Origin of the sequence: Kribbella sp. NBC_00382, assembly GCF_036067295.1 — a bacterium.
Classification (GTDB): Bacteria; Actinomycetota; Actinomycetes; order Propionibacteriales; family Kribbellaceae; genus Kribbella.
Genome location: NZ_CP107954.1, coordinates 5,777,462 through 5,795,499, shown reverse-complemented (window position 1 = coordinate 5,795,499; position 18,038 = coordinate 5,777,462). Strand labels below are relative to the sequence as shown.

14 protein-coding genes are annotated in these 18,038 nt (G+C 67.8%); 5 read left to right on the top strand and 9 right to left on the bottom strand.

Going from position 1 to position 18,038, the window contains the following annotated elements; translation table 11 throughout:
• Positions 1-261: 261 nt before the first annotated feature.
• The 3 genes from OHA70_RS27665 to mraZ all read right to left on the bottom strand — a co-directional run bounded on the left by OHA70_RS27665 (position 262) and on the right by mraZ (position 2,566).
• Entirely contained in the window at positions 262-924 is a 663-nt protein-coding gene (locus OHA70_RS27665) for a hypothetical protein (protein ID WP_328322584.1), read from the bottom strand.
• Positions 924-1,904: a 16S rRNA (cytosine(1402)-N(4))-methyltransferase RsmH gene (gene rsmH / locus OHA70_RS27660; protein WP_328322583.1), complete on the bottom strand. Its 981-nt coding sequence runs from the start codon at positions 1,902-1,904 to the stop codon at positions 924-926. Before rsmH ends, OHA70_RS27665 begins: the two co-directional genes overlap by 1 nt.
• Positions 1,905-2,134: 230 nt before the next feature.
• Positions 2,135-2,566, bottom strand: coding sequence for a division/cell wall cluster transcriptional repressor MraZ (gene mraZ, locus OHA70_RS27655; protein WP_328322582.1), 432 nt, complete (start codon positions 2,564-2,566; stop codon positions 2,135-2,137).
• A 304-nt stretch (positions 2,567-2,870) separates the two neighbouring features.
• Between mraZ and OHA70_RS27650 the strand changes: the two genes are divergently transcribed.
• Genes OHA70_RS27650 through OHA70_RS27640 form a run of 3 tightly spaced genes read left to right on the top strand, consistent with a single transcriptional unit; the run spans position 2,871 to position 7,465 of the window.
• Positions 2,871-3,824: an AAA family ATPase gene (locus tag OHA70_RS27650; protein ID WP_328335230.1), complete on the top strand. Its 954-nt coding sequence runs from the start codon at positions 2,871-2,873 to the stop codon at positions 3,822-3,824.
• Between the two features lie 3 nt (positions 3,825-3,827).
• Positions 3,828-5,114 (top strand): DUF58 domain-containing protein, encoded by a 1,287-nt coding sequence (locus OHA70_RS27645; protein ID WP_328322581.1) that lies wholly within the window; start codon positions 3,828-3,830, stop codon positions 5,112-5,114.
• On the top strand, positions 5,111-7,465 hold the full coding sequence (locus tag OHA70_RS27640; RefSeq protein ID WP_328322580.1) for a transglutaminase family protein: 2,355 nt from the start codon (positions 5,111-5,113) through the stop codon (positions 7,463-7,465). Before OHA70_RS27645 ends, OHA70_RS27640 begins: the two co-directional genes overlap by 4 nt.
• 202 nt (positions 7,466-7,667) lie before the next feature.
• On the opposite strand, the gene OHA70_RS27635 is transcribed toward OHA70_RS27640, so the two are convergent.
• From OHA70_RS27635 to OHA70_RS27625, 3 genes are all read right to left on the bottom strand, one after another.
• Complete coding sequence (locus tag OHA70_RS27635) at positions 7,668-8,132, bottom strand: DUF3040 domain-containing protein (RefSeq protein ID WP_328335228.1); 465 nt, start codon at positions 8,130-8,132, stop codon at positions 7,668-7,670.
• Positions 8,133-8,364: 232 nt separating this feature from the next.
• The gene (locus OHA70_RS27630) at positions 8,365-9,111 is read right to left on the bottom strand and encodes a class I SAM-dependent methyltransferase (protein ID WP_328322579.1); all 747 of its coding nucleotides are present in this window, start codon (positions 9,109-9,111) and stop codon (positions 8,365-8,367) included.
• Between the two features lie 71 nt (positions 9,112-9,182).
• Complete coding sequence (locus tag OHA70_RS27625) at positions 9,183-10,121, bottom strand: aminoglycoside phosphotransferase family protein (RefSeq protein WP_328322578.1); 939 nt, start codon at positions 10,119-10,121, stop codon at positions 9,183-9,185.
• A 79-nt stretch (positions 10,122-10,200) separates the two neighbouring features.
• Between OHA70_RS27625 and OHA70_RS27620 the strand changes: the two genes are divergently transcribed.
• Positions 10,201-12,006, top strand: coding sequence for a right-handed parallel beta-helix repeat-containing protein (locus OHA70_RS27620; protein WP_328322577.1), 1,806 nt, complete (start codon positions 10,201-10,203; stop codon positions 12,004-12,006).
• Here OHA70_RS27620 and OHA70_RS27615 read toward each other — a convergent pair.
• Both OHA70_RS27615 and OHA70_RS27610 read right to left on the bottom strand, forming a co-directional pair.
• Entirely contained in the window at positions 12,003-12,581 is a 579-nt protein-coding gene (locus tag OHA70_RS27615) for a dihydrofolate reductase family protein (RefSeq protein WP_328322576.1), read from the bottom strand. The two genes, OHA70_RS27620 and OHA70_RS27615, sit on opposite strands and share 4 nt — an antisense overlap.
• Before the next feature lie 82 nt (positions 12,582-12,663).
• Positions 12,664-15,501 carry an ATP-binding protein gene (locus tag OHA70_RS27610; protein ID WP_328322575.1) on the bottom strand — a complete coding sequence of 946 codons (2,838 nt, stop codon included), beginning with the start codon at positions 15,499-15,501 and terminating at the stop codon, positions 12,664-12,666.
• Positions 15,502-15,567: 66 nt separating this feature from the next.
• Here OHA70_RS27610 and OHA70_RS27605 point away from each other — a divergent pair, with 66 nt between their 5' ends.
• On the top strand, positions 15,568-16,023 hold the full coding sequence (locus OHA70_RS27605) for a pyridoxamine 5'-phosphate oxidase family protein (RefSeq protein ID WP_328322574.1): 456 nt from the start codon (positions 15,568-15,570) through the stop codon (positions 16,021-16,023).
• 11 nt (positions 16,024-16,034) lie between these two features.
• On the opposite strand, the gene OHA70_RS27600 is transcribed toward OHA70_RS27605, so the two are convergent.
• A complete protein-coding gene (locus OHA70_RS27600) occupies positions 16,035-17,201 on the bottom strand; it encodes a serine hydrolase domain-containing protein (protein ID WP_328322573.1) in 1,167 nt (388 codons plus the stop codon).
• Between the last annotated feature and the right edge of the window lie 837 nt (positions 17,202-18,038).

The following is an 18,038-nucleotide window of genomic DNA, read 5'->3' as shown; positions in this document are numbered from 1 at the left end:
GGCCCTGCCCGGCGGGGTGTACCACCGCTTGCTTCAGCAGCAGTAGGGCGGCGACGGCGTGGTGGCTCTCCATCGCCTGGAGCTGGACGGCGCTTGCGCGGCTCACCATCTACAGCAGGCTTCTTGGGGCGCGGAGTACCGGAGCGTGTGCCGTCCGTAGCGGACGGACGGCGCGGCGGGGTGGCTCGGCGCGGGGGTTCCCGGCCGGGGTCGCCGCCGCGTTTGCGTGGCGGTTCGCTGCCCCGTCGCTCCGTCATCCGATCATCCCCCGGTCGTCGTGTCGGCCCCAGTAGTCGCGGGCTTGTTCGTGGTCGCCGGCTTGTTGTTCGCCGGCGGCTTGGTGCTGGTGGCAGGCGGCTTGTTCGTCGTCGCCGGTGGCTTGGTGGTGGTCGCCGGTGGCTTGGTGGCCGTCGCCGGCTTGTTGGTGGCCGGCTTATTGGCAACCGGTGGCTTGACGGGCGGCTTCGGCACGACCGGCGTGGTCGCGGCCGGCAGCGCCGGGCCGAACATCGACTTGGCGGTTCCTGCCTTACCTTCGGCCGGTACTCCGAGCACCTTGCCGTCGGACAGCCGCAGGAACACCGGGTTCGGGTTCGGCACCATGCCCATCCGTACCGCCCGATCCGCCAAGTTCTGCGGCGACTCCAGCGTGCGGACCTGCTTCTCCAGCGACTCCTGCTGGTCGCGCAGCTGATCGGCCTGGTTGTTCAGGCTGGTCACCTGGAACGTCCCGCGCTGCAGCTCGGTGTTGAGCAGCAGCAGGCCGACCAGGCCGGCCGCGAGCAGCGCCACCACGAAGATGACGAACGGCATCCGCGGCGGCCGGAACGGCGCTCCGTAGACGACCCGGAGCTTCGGCTCCTGCTTGACCACCGGCTGCGCGGGTGTGACCCGTGCCTTCGACGGGCTGAACACAGTGCTCATCAGGCCACCAACCCCTTCTCGCGTACGCGCTCCGCCGCTCGGACCCGGGCCGATGCAGCCCTCGGGTTCTCCGCGACCTCTTCCTCCGTCGGCTTCTCCGCTCCACGCGTCAGCAACTTGAGGTACGGCTCATGACCAGCCGGGATCACCGGCAGGTCGTCCGGTACGTCGCTCTTCGCGCCGGCGGCCAATACCTGCTTGGCGATCCGGTCCTCGAGCGACTGGTAGCTCATCACCACGATCCGGCCGTGCAGCGCCAGCGACGCAACAGCAGCGGGTAAAGCGCGACGGAGTACCTCGAGCTCGCCGTTGACCTCGATCCGCAGTGCCTGGAAGGTCCGCTTGGCCGGGTGTCCCCCGGTCCGGCGGGCCGCCTGCGGGATCGCGTCGCGGACCAGCTCGGACAGCCGGGCGCTGTTCGTGAACGGCTCGGTCTCGCGGGCCTTGACGATCCGGTCCGCGATCCGGCGGGAGAACTTCTCCTCGCCGTACTGGAACAGGATCCGGGCCAGCTCGGCCGAGCTGTAGGTGTTCAGGATGTCCGCGGCCGTGGTCGGCGCGGTGCTGTCCATCCGCATGTCGAGCGGCGCGTCCTGCGAGTACGCGAAGCCACGGTCGGCCTCGTCGAGCTGCATGGAGGAGACGCCGAGGTCGAAGAGGATGCCGTCGATCGCCGGGATGCCCAGGTCGTAGAGCACCTGGGGCAGCTCGTCGTACACGGCGTGCACCAGCGTGACGCGCTCGGAGTACGGCGCCAACCGGTCGCCGGTCAGCCGCAGGGCCTCCGGGTCGCGGTCGAGGCCGACCAGGCGGATGTCGGGGAAACGCTGGAGGAAGGCTTCGGCGTGTCCGCCGAGTCCGAGGGTGGCGTCGACCAGGACGGCACCGGGGTGCTGCAGGCCGGGAGCGAGCAGCGCGACGACGCGGTCGAGCATGACCGGGACATGGCGTCCCTCTGCTCCGCGCTCAGCACCGTCCATCTCGACCCTCCATAGCTCTTACCTGCCGGCCTTGCATTCCGTGCGAGGGGCGGTGGTGGAGCACTCTGCCGTTTCACAGATGGGGGCGGCCGCTGGTTCGTCCGGTCAGATCGCGGGTTCGCCTTCCGGGGAAGTACCTGATGCCTTGGCGCCGGGGAAGTGACGCCAACACTCAGGTCGGAAGTCGGACCCGTGATCTCACCGGACGATCCGGTGCTACCTCGGGCTGGTCAGAAGATTCCGGGCAGTACCTCCTCGGACAGGTCGGCGAATGCCTGCTCCTGTGCCGCTGAGTACGTGTTCCAGTTCTCCGTGTTCCAGATCTCCACCCTGTTCATCGCCCCGATGACGACACAGTCGCGATCCAGCCCTGCGTAATCGCGAAGCATCGGCGGGATGGTGACCCGGCCCTGCTTGTCCGGCACCTCGTTGGAGGCCCCGGCGAACAACATCCGTAGGTAGTCCCGAGCACCCTTGTTGGTGATCGGAGCCTGCTTCAACTGCTCGGTCATCTGCACGAATTCGCTTTCGGGCCACACCGACAGCGACCGCTCCTGTCCTCTGGTGATCACCAGGCCTTCAGCCAATTCGTCGCGGAACTTCGCCGGCAGGAACAGTCGGCCCTTGTCGTCGAGCTTGGGGAAGTGCGTTCCAAGGAACACGCTCCACCTCCCCGTTGCGGACTCTCCGTCTCAGGTCGAGCTTGTTGTCCACCATTTCAGTACCACTGCGCTCCACCTTACTCCACTTTGCCCCACCGTCAACCAGATTCGCCCCGTTTCGCTCCCCCGTACGCTGGAGGTCACGAACCGGCAACAACGGGTGAGGGCGAATTAGATGAACGCCGAAACGACTGGTAACGAAACGCACGGAGATCTAGGCCCGACCCCTACGCCGGGTCAGAATGAGTCGGCCAACAACCAATGGGGAGGACTCAGGGTGAGCACCACCGCGACCAGCTCGGCCATGGAATTCGACGAGCTGACAGAGGTGGCGGGACGGGTCCGCCGAGCCATCGAGACTGTGATCGAAGGCAAACCCGATGTGGTCGAAGTAGCCGTCACCGTGCTACTCGCCGAAGGACACCTGCTGATCGAGGACGTGCCCGGCGTCGGCAAGACGATGCTGGCCAAGGCACTGGCCCGATCGATCGACTGCACCGTGCGCCGGATCCAGTTCACGCCGGACCTACTTCCGTCGGACATCACCGGCGTGTCGGTCTTCAACCAGGAGAACCGCGAGTTCGAGTTCAAGCCGGGCGCGGTGTTCGCGAACATCGTCGTCGGCGACGAGATCAACCGCGCCTCACCGAAGACCCAGGCCGCGCTGCTGGAGTCGATGGAGGAGCGCCAGGTCACCGTCGACACGACGACGTACCAGCTCGAGGCGCCGTTCATGGTGATCGCGACGCAGAACCCGATCGAGATGGAAGGTACCTATCCCCTTCCCGAGGCACAGCGCGACCGCTTCATGGCCCGGCTGTCGATGGGCTACCCGGAGCCGGCCGCCGAGCTGCGGATGCTCGACGGGCACGCCGCCGCCGAGCCGCTGGAGTCGCTGCAGCCGGTGACCGACGGACAGCAGATCCTCCGCCTGGTGAAGACAGTGCACTCGGTGCACGTGTCGGAGTCGGTGAAGGAGTACGCCGTCGCGCTCGTCGGGGCCACCCGCCGCTCGCAGGAGCTGCGCCTGGGCGCCAGCCCGCGCGCCACGCTGCACCTGGTCCGGGCCGCCCGGGCAGCTGCCGCGCTGGACTCGCGCGAGTTCGTCCTCCCGGACGACATCCAGGAGCTCGCCGTACCAGTCCTCGCACACCGAGTACTACCGGCCGCCGAAGCCCACCTGGGTGGACGTGGAGCGGCTGACATCATCTCCGGGCTCGTGGCCTCGGTGCCGCTGCCCCGCACGCGTCGGGACTGAGACATGCGGCAGGCTTTGCGCGGACTGACCACCCGGGGGCGGGCGTTCGTCGCAGCCGGGATCACTGCTTCTCTTTGTGCGTTGCTGCTCGGCCAGAAGGACCTGCTGCGGGTCGGCATCCTGCTGGTCGCGCTGCCGCTCGTGGCGGCACTTGTTGTCGGCCGGACCCGGTTGCGCCTGCAGGTACGGCGCAGCCTGGCTCCGGACCAGGTCCCGGTGGGGACTCCGTCGACGGTCGAGCTGACGCTGTCCAACCAAGGCCGGATGCCGGCTGGGCTGCTGCTGCTCGAGGACCGCATTCCATATGTACTGGGGCACCGCCCGCGATTCGTCGTCGACCGGGTCAGCCCGAACTGGAAGCGCACGGTCACCTATCCGGTGAAGTCCGATGTGCGTGGACTGTTCCAGGTCGGGCCGTTGATGTTGACGGTCGCCGACCCGTTCGGGCTGGTCGAGACGAGCCGGACGTTCACCCGGAGTCAGCACCTGCTGGTGACGCCACGGGTTTACCAGCTTCCCGAAGTACGGCTGGGAGCTGATCGTGCGGGGTCGGGCGAGAACCGGCCGCGCGCCATCGCGTCGGCGGGTGAAGAGGACGCGACTGTTCGCGAGTACCGCGACGGCGACGATCTGCGCCGGGTGCACTGGCGGTCGACCGCGCGGCGTGGCGCCATGATGGTTCGCCGGGAGGAGCAGCCCTGGCAGAGCCGGTGCGCGATCTTCCTGGACGCACGCACGATCTCGCACCACGGGCACGGGCCGTCGTCCAGTCTCGAGTGGGCGGTGAGCGCTGCGGCCTCGGTCGGGATCGACCGGATCCGGCGCGGCTACGTCACCACCCTGCTCGGCGGGCCGACCACGCTGTCGGCGATCAGCCACCGCAGCTCGACTGCGATCCACCAGCCGCTCACCAGCCAGCACCTGCTGACCGAGTGCGCGACGGTGGAGGAACACAAGTACGCCGAGATCGGCCCGCTGCTGACCGTCGACCGGCACATCCAAGAGCCCAGCCTGGTCGTCGCCATCGTCGGCGCCTGCAACAGCGAAGACGTCACCTCGCTCAATCGCTGGCGCACCACCCAAGCGACCGGAGTGGCGCTCTTGCTCGATGCGGCAAGCTGGTCAGTGGGCGCGGAGGGCACCGAGAAGGCCGCCCGGCTTACCGCGGCCACTGATGCCACCGAGAACGAACTGCGCCGCAACGGCTGGCGAGTCGCCAGAGTGCAGCGCGGAGACCATCTCCCGACCGTGTGGTCCACCCTAGGACTACGAAGCGGAAGGATCGCATGACCGGTCACGTCAGGATCTCCATCGCCGCCTGGGTCGCCACCGTGCTCGGCGCCCTCGTGCTCACGCCGGTGTTCTCCGGGCCGTTCCTGTTCATCAGCGCCTTCTTCTGCGCGATCGTGACCGCGGTCGGGATCGGGCTGCAGAACTGGCGGGCGCCGCGCATCGTCGTACCGTTCGTGCAGCTGCTGGTGCTGATCGAGCTGATCTCGCTGTCGTTCCTGCACAACACGATGAAGTGGGGCCTGATCCCGTGGAAGGCCACGGTGCTGGCCTTCAACGACCAGACGGTCGACGCGATGAACTCGATCAACCGCTTCAGCGCGCCGCTGCCTTATGACCGACACCTGCTGCTGTTCGCGTCGACGGTGATCGCGGTGGCCGGGTTGCTGATCCACTTGGTCGCAGTACAGATCAGGCAGGCAGCTTGGGCCGGTCTGTTGCTGCTGACGATGTACACCGTGCCTGCGGCGACCGTGCACGGCGGCCTGCCCGCTCTGCTCTTCATCCCGCCGGCGGTCGGCTACATCGTGCTGTTGTCGGCCGAAGGACGAACGAGGCTCAGTCGGTGGGGACGCCGGATCTCCGGGGTATCTCACCTGGACGCCGCCGAGCCGATCGAGGCCTCCGCGCTCGGCCAGGCCGGGCGACGGATCGGCCTGAGTGTCGTTGCACTGGCCGCGTTACTTCCGGCGCTGATCCCCGCATTGCCGGAAGGCGTGATCGGGAACGGCGTCGCCGGCGGTGGCGGGACAGGTACCGGCGCGATCGTCTCCCCCAACGACACGATGCTGGACATGGGCAAGAACCTGAAGCGTGGCGACAACGTCACTGCGCTGACCTACACCGGCGGTCCGTCGGAGGGTGTCTATCTGCGGCTGACCGCGCTGGACCTCTTCGACGGCAACACCTGGCGCAGGTCGGACTCGGGTGAGGGCCAGAAGATCGGCAACGATCCGCTGAGCCCACCGCCCGGCTACAGCGGCGACCTGAGCAAGGTGCCGGAGAACAAGCTGAAGATCCAGGTCAGCCGCAGCTTCCGGTCGCAGTTCGCGCCGGTGCCGTATCCGCTGCGGACGATCTCGCTGAAGAAGAACTGGAAGTTCGACGCGAGCACGCTGGACGTGCTGTCCACCAACGGCAGCGTCGTCGGCGGCCAGGACTTCAACCTCAGCTGGTACGACCTGAAGCCGACCGCGGAGGAGCTGAACGAGAGCATCCCCGGCGGCGAGCCCGACCAGACCACCAGCGACGTGCCGGAGCGGACTGACCCGAAGTTCAAGGCGCTGGCCCAGCAGATCACCGCCAATGCGAAGGGCAACCACTACCTGCAGGCGACCGAGCTGCAGGAATGGTTCCGTGGCAGCGACTTCACCTACAGCACGGCGGCGGACAGCTCGAGTGGCATGCGCGCGCTGGACAAATTCCTCTTCGGGGACAAGACCGGGTACTGCGAGCAGTTCGCGACCGGGATGGCATTGCTGGCCCGCACCCTCGGCATTCCGGCGCGGGTCGGGATCGGATTCCTGCCGGGGCAAGCGGGCAAGAACAACCAGCACGTCGTGAAGATGCACGACATGCACGCCTGGCCCGAGCTGTACTTCGAGGGCTCCGGCTGGGTCCGCTTCGAGCCGACCCCGTCGGTACGGGCCGCGACGACGCCGACCTGGACCAACTCGAACAACCTCACCCCGAGCAACCCGACGACCGCGCCGACCACGGCGCCGACGACTCCGGGCTCGACCAACAACCCCGAGACCGAGCGGCCGGGTGACAAGCGCAACCTGCCCGAGGACAACGGTCTCGTCCCGGTCGGTGGCGGCAACTGGTTCACCAACGGCGGCGCCAAGATCATCGGGCTCTCGCTGGCGGTGATCCTGTTGCTCGGGGTGCCGTGGCTGGTTCGCACGCTGACCAGGCGGAAGCGGTACAGCCGGCCACCGAGCCGGATCGGTATCGAGGGATTGTGGGCAGAGGTCCGCGACACCGCTCGCGACCTCGGCCTGGACTGGTCGGAGATCGCGACACCTCGCCAACTCGGCGACTGGCTGGTCACCAAGGTCCCGGAGGAGACGCAACCCGCGGCACTCCGGCTGGCCCGCGGCGTCGAAGCCATGCGGTACGCCGGGCTGGGCGACTCGTACCCCGACCTCCGCTCCGAGACCGAGGAAGTCCGCAAGGCACTCTGGATCGACACCCGCTTCCTCCGTCGGTGGCGCGCCAGACTGCTGCCACCGTCCTGGCGCTGGTACCTCAACCGAGGCAGCTCCGAGGCCTCCGACCTCCTGGACGAGTTCGACCTCCTCCTGGCCCGGATCCGCAGCGCCCTACTCCCCCGCCGCCACGCCAGCTAGCCCACCTGGACCACAACTGCTTTCACCCGCCCCGCCCGGCAGCATTCTGGACCACGAGCTGGCGTGGGGCGGGTGGAAGCTAACCAGGCCAGGCAGCGACGCGCAGCCGACAGCGAGGCCCGAGCCGCGCGTACGTAGTACCGGCGAATGCAGAACCACACCCGGCGCAGACGCGCGGGTGTGGCTCAGGAAGGGCGGAGGGTCAGAGGTCCTCGTCGCGGCGGCGGCGCCAGCGGTCTTCCATCCGCTCCATGAAGCTGCCGGACGAGTCATGTCTGGTCCGGTGCCGTTTGGACTGCGGCGGAGGCGGCGGCAGGTCGTCGCCGTCGCTCGCGTTGCTGATCCGCTTCATGCTCAGCGCCGCGACGTACAGGCAGGCGACCATCATGACGAAGCCGATGACTCCGATGATGGTGTTGGGAATGATCGCACCGGTCATCAGTACAACGATGCCCAGCACGAATCCAACGCCGGCAAGCACTGCCCGGCGCTTGTAGTACAAGCGCACATTGGTGCCTCGCATGGCGGAAACAAACTTCGGGTCTTCCGCAGCGAGGGCACGTTCGAGCTGCTCGAACTGGCGCTGCTCTTCTTCCGAGAGGGGCACCGTCGATCCCTCCATGGTGAGCGCGATCTCGATAGGCCGAGTCCAGTCTAGGCCGACCATGCGGTCCACGAAACCCTGACCGCCTGTCCCGCGCGTCACGGTCCGGCAACTCCGCGCTGTAACCGCTCCTCCGGCACCGGTTTCAGCGCTGGGAGGCGAGTGTTCATCCGGCGTGTCGACCCCACTCGGATACAGCAAGTAACCATCTTCCGAGCGCCGCATGGCGCCCGGAAAGGCAGTCCCCGGCCGACCAGAGCGTCGTACGAACGATTGACCTACCCGCTGGCCGGCTTCAGCGCGTCGCGAGGATGTGCAGCTGAGGTGCGAGGGCGCGGAAGGCGGGGTGCTGGCTGGCGGCTCGCTCGAGTTCGGCCAGAGCTTCAGGGGCGCCCGGCTCGGAGTCGACGAACGCGGCCGGGACCAAGTCGGCGAACGTACGCACGCCATGCACGGTGTGCACCATGAAGCCGGCCTCGGCGAGCTGGGCGATGATGCCCGCCTCGTCGAAACGGCGGGGCATCGGGTCGGTCGGTCCCCAGCGGCCGTCGGCGTCCTGCAGTGCGACGCGTGCCTCGGTCAGGTGCCCGGCCAGCGCGCGGGCCAGGACCACGGCGTTGCGTTGGGCAACCAGGAGGCTGAGTACGCCGCCTTCCCGTAGTACGGAGGCCATCGCCTGGAGAGCCTGGACCGGGTCGTCCACGACCTCGAGTACACCGTGGCAGAGGACCGCGTCGGCGGTCGACGCCCCCGCGACCTCGGGCAGCTCGGCAGCATCGCCCTGGACACCACGGACGAGCTTGCTCACACCTTCGTCGGCAGCGCGCCGTTCGAGCGAGGCGAGTGCGTCGGGGCTGGGGTCGACCACGGTGACGCGGTGACCTTCAACCGCGAGCGGTACAGCGAAACCGCCGGTACCGCCGCCGAGGTCGACGATGTCCAGACCTGCCCCGGGGTCGATTCGGGCCCGGCCCGCAAGTGCGACCCGGAGAGCCTCGGCAACCAGCGCCGTTCGCACCGAGCGCCGACGTCGGTCGACCATCCTGAAGCCCCTCCTCGCGACAACACCACAACGAGCCACACCCTACTGGCCGAGCACCCACCCGCTTCACCTCAGGTACGACGCGACAGTTGCCTACCGAGGCGGTCGATGGCTTCCTCTGCTTCGTCGAGCAGGAACTCGGCAACCTCGACCGACCGCTCAGCAGTCGCACCGACGAACGTCGCGTTGCTCACCGCGGTCGCCCAGGCCGTACCCGTCGCCACCAGCCACTCGTCCATCGGCGTACCGGCCTTCGCCGCCCACGCTTCCTCGTACGCCGCAACGCCCGCCCGCCGAGCGGCCATCACCACGTCGAGCATGGCCGGCCCCACCCGAGCACTCCCCCAGTCGATCAACCGTGGCGGCCTCGACTCCCCGGGATCCGCCGCGATGACGTTGTCGCCGTACACGTCGCCGTGGATCAGCGTCGCCGGCAGGACCTCCAGCCCGAGCAGCAACCGCTCGTCCTCGGCGAACCGCGCAAGCAACTCGAGCGCCCGGTCGAACACCGCGTGCGGCCCGAGTTGTGCTGCTCTGGCAATGCCACCCGGCGCGAACCCGGTGAACGCCGACCTCAGGAACTGCTCGTCGACCTGTGGAATCTCCGCCGGCAACTCGTCGACCCGACCGAGGTGCCGTAGGTGCAGCCGCGCGAGAGCGGCGTACACGACCGCGGGTGGCTCAGCGGTCCATCCGATCACCCCACCGACCTCGAACGGCACGACAATCCACGGGCCGTCCTCATCGATGCCGGAGTCGATCAAGTCCGGAAACACCGGCTCGACGACGTCCAGGCTGTTGAGCGCAGCCTCCTCGCCACGCGTCGCCCGCTTGGCGACCACGTCGACCAGACCGGGTTGCCCGCTCGTCTCGTACGCGATCTCGACCCGCTCGACCACCGGCGCCGTCGCACCACCGATCAGGGCCGTCCGTCGCCCGATCCCGACGACGACCGCATCGCCACCCAGCCAGTTCTGGATCGCGGCGTGACGAATGGGCGGCGACTTCACCCGGCCGAGCGTAGGCGCGGTCGCCCAGGGACCGACACCGGTTTTCCCCGGAACTCCCGGGCCGAGGATCATGGCGGTCATGGCGTCAGTTCCGGAGCTTCTCGATGTGGTTGCCTTTGGCGCCGATCCGACCGGGCGGGCCGACTCCGCGCCGGCCGTCGCCGCGGCGCTGCGGCATGCCAAGGGTCTTGGCCGGCCGGTACGGATCGAGTTCTGTGAAGGCACCTTCCAGCTGTATCCCGAGCAGGCGGAGACGCGTGAGCTGTACGTGTCGAACACGGTCGGGGCCGATCAGCGGTACCGGGACAAGAAGATCGGGTTGCTCGTCGAGGACATGCACGACGTCGTCGTGGACGGGCGTGGAGCGAAGCTCGTTTATCACGGGCTGCAGACGGCTTTCGCGGCGATCCGTTCGTCGAAGGTGACGTTCACGAATTTCTCCTTCGACTACGCCGCTCCGAAGGTCGTCGACGTGACGGTCGCCGACGCGGGAGTAGCCGATGGGTACGCCTACCGCATCTTGGCGGTCCCGGCCGGCAGCCCGTACGTGGTCAGCGGGAACCACGTCACCTGGCTCGGCGAGACGAGTCCGGTCACCGGTACGCCGTACTGGTCGGGCGTCGATGAACTTGAGTACACGCAGGTTCATGACCCGGTGGAGCGGCGGACCTGGCGCGACGACAATCCTTTGTTTACCGACGTCGCCGACGTGGTCGATCTCGATGGGCAGCGGATCCGCATCGACTACGCGATCGGTACGGCGCCGGGTGATGGTGGGCTCGTCTATCAGATGCGGCTGATCGAGCGGGAGGAGCCGGGCGCGTTCATCTGGGAGTCGCGCGATGTCACGTTGCGAGCGCTCGATGCCCATTACCTGCAAACGTTTGGAGTTGTCGGTCAGTTCAGCGAGAACCTCACCATCGATCGGGTGAACTTCGCGCCGGATCCGTTGTCCGGTAGGACCACTGCCTCGTTCGCCGACTTCGTCCAGCTGTCCGGGATCAAGGGCGACGTCACCATCACGGACAACGTCTTCGACGGTCCGCACGACGATCCGATCAACATCCACGGGACGTATCTCGAGGTCATCGGGAGGCCGGCGCCGGAGGAGGTGGCGTTCTCCTACGAACACCCGCAGACAGCCGGCTTCCCGCAGTTCTATCCGGGCGACGAGGTGGAGTTCGTCGACAAGCTGACGATGTTCCCGCTCGTTGATGGCCGGGCCGTGGTCACCGCTGTCGACGGGCCGAGCGGGCTGGATCACGCCAAACCGCTGACCACGATGACCGTCACCTTCGACCGGCCGCTCCCCGACGCGATCGAGATCGGCGGCACGGTCGCGGAGAACCTCACCTACACGCCGTCGGTCGTCATCGCCGGCAACATCTTCCGCAACGTGCCGACCCGCGGCATCCTCGTCACCACCCGCAAGCCGGTACTGATCACCGGTAACCGTTTCGAGGCGATGTCGATGGCCAGCATCTACATCTCCTCGGACGCCTACCAGTGGTACGAATCCGGTCCCGTCACCGACGTCACCATCCGGGACAACGAGTTCGTCCGGCCCGCCGAACCGGTCATCTTCATCGAGCCGACCAACCGCGACATCGATCCGGCCCGCCCGGTGCACCACAACATCAGCGTCGTGGCGAACACCTTCGACGTCGGCGACCTCACGGTGGTCAACGCCAAGAGCGTGGCCGGCTTCCACTTCACCGGCAACACGATCCGCCGCCTCGACGGACCGACCCACCCGCCGTACACCTCCCCACTGTTCGTCTTCACCGGCAGTACGGACATCCAGATCACCAACAACAACTACGCGAGCAACCTGAACACCAGCACCGCGCCGGACGGCCCGTACTCCGGTGGTACCGGGCGCTAGCGGATGACGCGGTAGCGGAGGTGGGTCACCCCGCTGCCGGCCTCGACAACGCGGTCGCGTTCCAGGTTGACCGGGTCGGCACCGAGTAGGTCGAACAGGCGGACGCCCCCGCCGAGCAGTACCGGCACCAGGTGGACCTGGATCTCGTCGAGCAGGCCAACCGCCAACGCCTGCTGGGCTGCGGTGGCGCCATGCAGTCCGACCACACGATCCCCCGCCACGGCCTGCGCCTGGGCGATGGCGCTCTCGATGCCGTCGGTGACGAAGGTGAAGACGTCCGGCGCCTCGGCCGGCGGGTTGTGGGTGAGTACGAAGCAGGGAACCTGGCCGGCCGGGCCGCCGTCACCCCAACCGCCGTCGCCGACGCAGATGTCGTAGGACCGCCGGCCCATCAGAATCACGCCGGCACCGTCCACCATCTCCTGGAGCACCGCCTGGTCGGCGGGGGTCGAGGTGGGGCCGAGCCAGTGATGCAGGACCTCGCCGCCTTCGCCCAGCGGGTTCTTCCGGCTGTCGTGCGGCCCGGTGACGAACCCGTCCAGCGACATCGACATGCTCACGGCTACTTTTCCCATGACTCCTCCTCAGGCCTTGTTCCCGCTCCTTGCGGGATGCCTCAAGCCTGTCGGCTGGGCGGCCGCAGGACATCCGTGGCCACTACGGAATCCACTGATGACCCGGCATCGCGGCCTTGAGAGCGGCCAGCTCAGAGCGTCCTTCTGCGGACCGTTCCGGTAGGAGGAGCAGGGTGACGGCGTGTTCGAAGCGGGCGCCGAGTCGCTCCCACCTCATCACCGCCTCGGCCATCAGCTGCGGGTCACCGGTATGTCGGGCGGTCGCCCTGGTGAGGCAGGCAGCCGCCCAGTCGTTCTCCGCCGCAGCTGGTCCGGCTTCCGCGAGTCGCTCGGCAGCATCGGGCAACCCCGCGACCACTGCTAGCTCCGCCCCGGTTGCGTGGGCATAGGCCATCCACCACTTCTCCGCGAACGGCACCAGCGCAGCGGCGACCAGCTGCGGCGCATCGGCGTACCGGCCCGTGTGTGCGGCGACTCGGGCGTCGCTGAAGGCGGCGGCTGCTGCAAGGGCGAGGGAGTCGGCTGCGTCGGCTACGTGAGCCATGCGGCGGGCGCGTGACCGCCACTCCTCGAAGGCCGGGCCGTCGCCGCGCAGTCCGTGTACCAGTGCCACGATCGCCGCCGCCGAGGCCGGCCAGTCCCCGCGGAGCGAGGAGAGCTCCGACTCAACACCGGCTGTCGTGGCGTACAACCAGCCGTCCCACAGCACATCGGCCTGAGCTAGTGCCTCATCAAACCGGCCACTCAGCCCGCAGAGCCGGATCAGCCTCGGCGCGACGATCGCAGGATGCGTCGCGACCGCGCCGTCCCGAGACGCCTGCTCAGCAATGCTCGCGGCGGCCGGTAGATCCCCGGCGGCCAGTGCAGACGTCGAAGCCACATGGAAGAGGTCAACCAGTTCGGCCGCGACCGCTGGCTCGAACCGGGATGCAGTGGCAGCCAGCCGGAGCCGCTCGTCCGACAGCCGATGGGCCTGGCGCAACCGCCCAGCGTTGGCCAGTGCAGTGCCCAGCGCGTCCAAGGCTCCCAACACCAGCGCGTCGTCGCCGGACCGCCGTGCCGCCGACACTGCGGCTCGCGACAACTCCAGGTCCGGCTCGAGCGGCGTCTCACCCGACACCCACGCCCGCGCCATCGCTAGTACTGCCTCGGACCGCTCGTCCGCCGGGTCGGCCAGTGCGGTCGCCTCCTCCAGCAACGCGACCAGGCGATCGCGCGGAACCGGTTCGGTGAACGCCATCGAGAACCGCGTGGCAGCCACCACCGCCGAGGCAAGCGCCACTGCCCGCGCCCCTGCGCTGTCGGCGCGAGTCGCCGCCTGCATGAACAACCCGAAGGCGGTCTCCCCATTGGCCGTCGTGAGCGCAACAGACGCAGCCAGCCCAAGATCCTCCGCCGCCGCGGCCGGATCCGGCGCCAACTCGGCAGCCGTCCGGTAGTGCTCGTCCGCCGCCATCACCTGCCCCCGCCCAAAACTAAGCCGCCCCAACCCCTTAGCCAGCCAGTACGCCGCACCGCCCGACCCTCCGGCCGACGCGGTACCGCCTGGTATCCCCTCCGTTGCTGTCTCGCCCCGGACCGCCTGCGTCAGGGCGTGGCGTAGGTCGTCGGCGACTGCGTCGAATTCGGCGGCTTCCAGGTGGTCGATCCGTGCCTCCATCCGGGCAGCCGTGGCGGCGGCCCACTGCAGGTAGCGCGGTCCGACGTCCTCACCACTCGTCTCCAACTCGCGCAGAGCAACCGCCCGGACCGTCTCCAACAACGACCAACGAGTAGCCGCACCGACCCGCCTGTGCACGACCAGACTCCGGTCGACCAACCTGCCGATGAGGTCGGCAACCGCACCTCGCCCCTGCTCCGGGTTCAGCGCCGCAACAGCATCAAGATCGAACCCACCGACGAACACCCCCAGCCGGCGGAACAACACCCGCTCGTCATCATCCAGCAGTTCAAGGCTCCAGCCGATCACATCCCCGAGCGAATGATGCCGCTCATCCGGACCGCGACCACCGGAGATCAACCGCAACAGGTCATCCAGCGCAGCGCCCACACCATCCACACCCAGCGACGCGGTCCGCGCGCCCACCAACTCAATCGCCAAAGGCATCCCGTCAAGCGCGACACACAGCTGCTCAACCTCCGCCGACTCAGCGACAAGCTCCGGATCGGTAGCCCGCGCACGATCCAGGAAGAGCCGCGCCGCCTCATCACCGAGCGGAGGCACCTGAACGAGTCGCTCCCCCGGCACCGCAAGCCGTTCGCGACTAGTCGCCAGGATCGTCGTCTGCGGGCACAACCGAAGGATCCGCGCGACCAGCTCCCCCACCTCGGCGATGACGTGCTCGCAGTTGTCCAGCACCAATAGAACCCGCTCGCTCCGCAGCCGGTCGATCACCGCGTCAGCAGGCGTCCCCGGCGGCCTCTCGACGACACCAAGAACCTGAGCCACCGCCTGACCGACACCACCAGCTCGCACCGGCACCAGATCGACGAACAAAACATCGCGTTCCAGCCCCTCGGCCACCTCGACAGCAAGCCGCGTCTTACCCATCCCACCAGCGCCGACCAGACTGACCAGCCGCGATTGCTCAAGCGCCGTCGATGCCGCGGCCAGCTCCTGCTCCCGCCCGACGAACGACGTCGGAAACACCGGCAGCCCCGCGGCGGCGGGCGCACCGGTAGTACCGGCTCCACGCGCTGCGGAACTGGCTGTCGCCCCGCCCGCAGCCGAAGCGTCCGCGAGTGCCGCCAGCGTCCGCCGGTCCGGTACGCCGGCCTTGCGCAGCAACGAAGCCACGTGGCTTTCCACCGTACGGATGGACAGATCCAGCTGAGCAGCGATCTGCGCGTTCGACTGGTGCCCGCGGATCGCCGCCAGCACCTCGCCCTCCCGCGCCGAAACCTGCTCCCGCCACTCCATTCCGGCACTCTAATGTCCGTGGTGGTCACGGATGCGCGCGCTTCACCGCCGTACGAGGCTGGCGTCATGACCCCACAAGACACAGCTCGCCGCATCATCGATGCCAACCACTACCTGACCCTCGCGACCGCCGACCGCGATGGCCGGCCCTGGGCATCTCCCGTGTACTTCACCCCCGACGGCGGTACCGACATCTACTGGGTCTCCCGCCCGGACAGCCGCCATTCCCTCAACCTCACCGCCCGCCCCGAGGTCGCCATCGTCATCTACGACTCCCAGCGCCCGGTCTTCACTGCCGAAGCCGTCTACCTGACCGCCCACGCCGAACAGGTCCCCGACTCCGACCTAATCCGCTGCACGCCCACCTACCGCAGCCGCCTCCCCGACCTGACCACCTTCACCCCCGAACACCTACAAACACCAAACCCCTTGCGCCTCTACCGCGCCCGCGCCCTAGAGGCCTCCGTCCTCCTCAACAACGACGGCCCCGACCTCCGCGTACCACTCACCCTCCCGATCTAGCGAATGCACTGCTACCTGTTGCGGAAGGCAACGGCAAGCAGTCGCTCAATGAACGACTCAGGATCGCCGCTGCCCCACGGGTTGTAAGAAACAGTCAGCTGCCGCCGCCCATCCTCCGTGCTCCAGGACGCAGCCTGATAGCCGAAGATGTCACCCTCGTGCCCCCACAGCCGCGTGCCGTTGACCACCTTGGTCTCCACCCCAAGCCCGTAGTCGTAATCCCGCCCAGTACTCCGAATCTGCAGCAGCTCCCTCTGCTGCTCCGGCCGAAGCAACCTGCCGGTGACCAACGCACGGAAGAACCGGTTGAGGTCAGCCGCAGTAGACACCACCTCACCCGATGCGCCACCAACCGACGGATTGAACCTGGTGATATCCACCGGCTCCACCTGATCGCCCACCCGTCGCGGCAGATACCCATGCGCATGAGACCCCACGATCACCGACCGACGCCCAGGAAACTCCGTCCCGCGCAACCCCAGCGGACGCAGCACCCGCCGCTCAGCCTCCCTGGCGTAGTGATTGCCAGTCACCCGCTCAATCACCAGAGCGAGCAGGATGTAGTTGGTATTCGAGTACATCCACGAAGTACCAAGCTCGAACAGCAACGCCTCCCCCGCCGTGAACTTCAGCAACTCTTGCGGAGTCCAGGTCCGATCGCGAAGCCCAACCACCTGGTCAACCCCGCCGTAGAGAGTGCGAAACGCGCGGGTATTCGTGTAGTTCACGATGCCACTGGTGTGCTGCAGCAACTGCCGCACCGTGATCCGCCCACCCTCGGCGACCACGCCAGGCAACCACCGCTCAACACTGTCCCCCAGCCGAAGCCGCCCTTCCCCAACCAACTGAAGCACCACAGCCGCCACAAACGACTTGGTAATACTCCCCGCCCGAAACCGCCCGCCGGCAACCACCGGCTTCCCCTCCCCGAGCTCAGCAACCCCACCACTCCCCCGCCAAACCCGACCACCACCCCGCACCTCAGCCAACACCCCAGACGCCGCCGACGAAGCCATCTCATCGAGAACCTCCTGCAACCCAGCAGCATCAGGCTCCACGCTGGTAGCAATCTCTTCCGCAGAGGCAGGACGCGGGCTGGCCCCCAGCACCCCACCGCCTCCAACAGCCACGGCGACGACCCCGGCACCGGTCTTGAGCGTGGTCCGACGACTGACCATTCGACCTTCCCCTCGACTAGAAACATATAACTAGTCTACTAGCACAATAGGTGAATGAATCAAGCGCGCAGTCAATGCGGCTCCCCCGAACCCCACCCAAGGCCCAGCCCCAGAACATTGCCTAGGGCAACAACCCGACCATGGCCGACGGCCTAGGCAGCTTCCAGACGCCAGGTACCGCTTGAGATCCAGACGATCACCAGCCCACCCAATCCGCACAATCGGACCCCGTCGAGTGCCTGGAAATCCCGACGACCACACCCGCGAGTTAACCGAACCCAGGGCGGTCCCGTACGCCGGTAGCGCAGCCATGCCCACCCGGGAGAGCACCGCAACCACCGACTGCCCGACAACAGCACGCTCACCACCACAATCGAGCCACCCGACGCAGGACCGGGCGCGGCGGGTGCGTCGGAACCACTCCACCAGACACACTCGCCCGAGAGGTCACCACCGCGTCAAGCCGCGGCGCCAACCCGGGCTAGAGCCCCAACGTCCTCCGTCGCCCCATTCCCGACGGACTACCAGCCGCCCGCGACCGGAGACTGGGGAGACAAATACCCCCTCTGCGGGCGAATTCCCTCCGCAAGCTCCGCGAAAAGTCTCCCCACCACCTGCGCCCGGCCGACCAACGCAACAGCCCGACGCACCTGCACGCCGACCGCGCAGCCGTACTCACCTGGGCCAGCACGATCGCGCAGGACTACTCACCGAGGCGAGCACTCGGACCACCCGCCGTCCAACAACCTGGCGACCACCGCAGTGTTCGAGCCGCGCGACGTAGGAGCGCCCACCAGGGGGGTTGGAGCATCCAGAGCGGGGGCGACGCGCAGGAGC

Excerpts from the sequence above, each read along its gene's own strand:
- OHA70_RS27665 (WP_328322584.1), bottom strand. The coding sequence starts at position 924 with ATGAGCACTGTGTTCAGCCCGTCGAAGGCACGGGTCACACCCGCGCAG.
- rsmH (WP_328322583.1), bottom strand. The coding sequence starts at position 1,904 with ATGGACGGTGCTGAGCGCGGAGCAGAGGGACGCCATGTCCCGGTCATG.
- OHA70_RS27650 (WP_328335230.1), top strand. The coding sequence starts at position 2,871 with ATGGAATTCGACGAGCTGACAGAGGTGGCGGGACGGGTCCGCCGAGCC.
- OHA70_RS27645 (WP_328322581.1), top strand. The coding sequence starts at position 3,828 with ATGCGGCAGGCTTTGCGCGGACTGACCACCCGGGGGCGGGCGTTCGTC.
- OHA70_RS27640 (WP_328322580.1), top strand. The coding sequence starts at position 5,111 with ATGACCGGTCACGTCAGGATCTCCATCGCCGCCTGGGTCGCCACCGTG.
- OHA70_RS27635 (WP_328335228.1), bottom strand. The coding sequence starts at position 8,132 with ATGGTCGGCCTAGACTGGACTCGGCCTATCGAGATCGCGCTCACCATG.
- OHA70_RS27630 (WP_328322579.1), bottom strand. The coding sequence starts at position 9,111 with ATGGTCGACCGACGTCGGCGCTCGGTGCGAACGGCGCTGGTTGCCGAG.
- OHA70_RS27620 (WP_328322577.1), top strand. The coding sequence starts at position 10,201 with ATGGCGTCAGTTCCGGAGCTTCTCGATGTGGTTGCCTTTGGCGCCGAT.
- OHA70_RS27615 (WP_328322576.1), bottom strand. The coding sequence starts at position 12,581 with ATGGGAAAAGTAGCCGTGAGCATGTCGATGTCGCTGGACGGGTTCGTC.
- OHA70_RS27610 (WP_328322575.1), bottom strand. The coding sequence starts at position 15,501 with ATGGAGTGGCGGGAGCAGGTTTCGGCGCGGGAGGGCGAGGTGCTGGCG.
- OHA70_RS27605 (WP_328322574.1), top strand. The coding sequence starts at position 15,568 with ATGACCCCACAAGACACAGCTCGCCGCATCATCGATGCCAACCACTAC.
- OHA70_RS27600 (WP_328322573.1), bottom strand. The coding sequence starts at position 17,201 with ATGGTCAGTCGTCGGACCACGCTCAAGACCGGTGCCGGGGTCGTCGCC.